This window comes from Enterobacter sp. PTB (assembly GCF_051130085.1).
GTDB lineage: Bacteria > Pseudomonadota > Gammaproteobacteria > Enterobacterales > Enterobacteriaceae > Enterobacter > Enterobacter ludwigii.
The window spans coordinates 1-237 of sequence record NZ_JBDKEE010000197.1 but is presented as its reverse complement, the minus strand read 5'-3'; the positions used below and the strand labels follow the sequence as shown (position 1 = coordinate 237).

General features: G+C 62.9%; 1 protein-coding gene. It reads left to right on the top strand.

Annotated features, from left to right (window positions below; translation table 11 throughout):
- Nucleotides 1-237, top strand: a 237-nt coding sequence (locus AAIR21_RS28230; RefSeq protein ID WP_434682889.1) for a hypothetical protein, incomplete at both ends; no start/stop codon positions are given.

Sequence of the window (237 nt, the reverse complement as noted above, 5' to 3'; positions counted from 1 at the left end):
AGCAGAACAGCCCGCTGCTGTGCCCGGATGTCGATGTACGGATGGTGGCGGAGGTCATTGCCGACTGGACCGGTGTGCCGCTCTCCTCATTAATGAAAGACGAACAGACGGAGCTGCTGCATCTGGAAACCCTGTTACAGCAGCGTGTGGTGGGCCAGGACACCGCGCTCACCGCTATTGCGCAGCGCCTGCGGGCGTCAAAAACCGGACTGACGCCGGAGAACGGTCCGCAGGGCG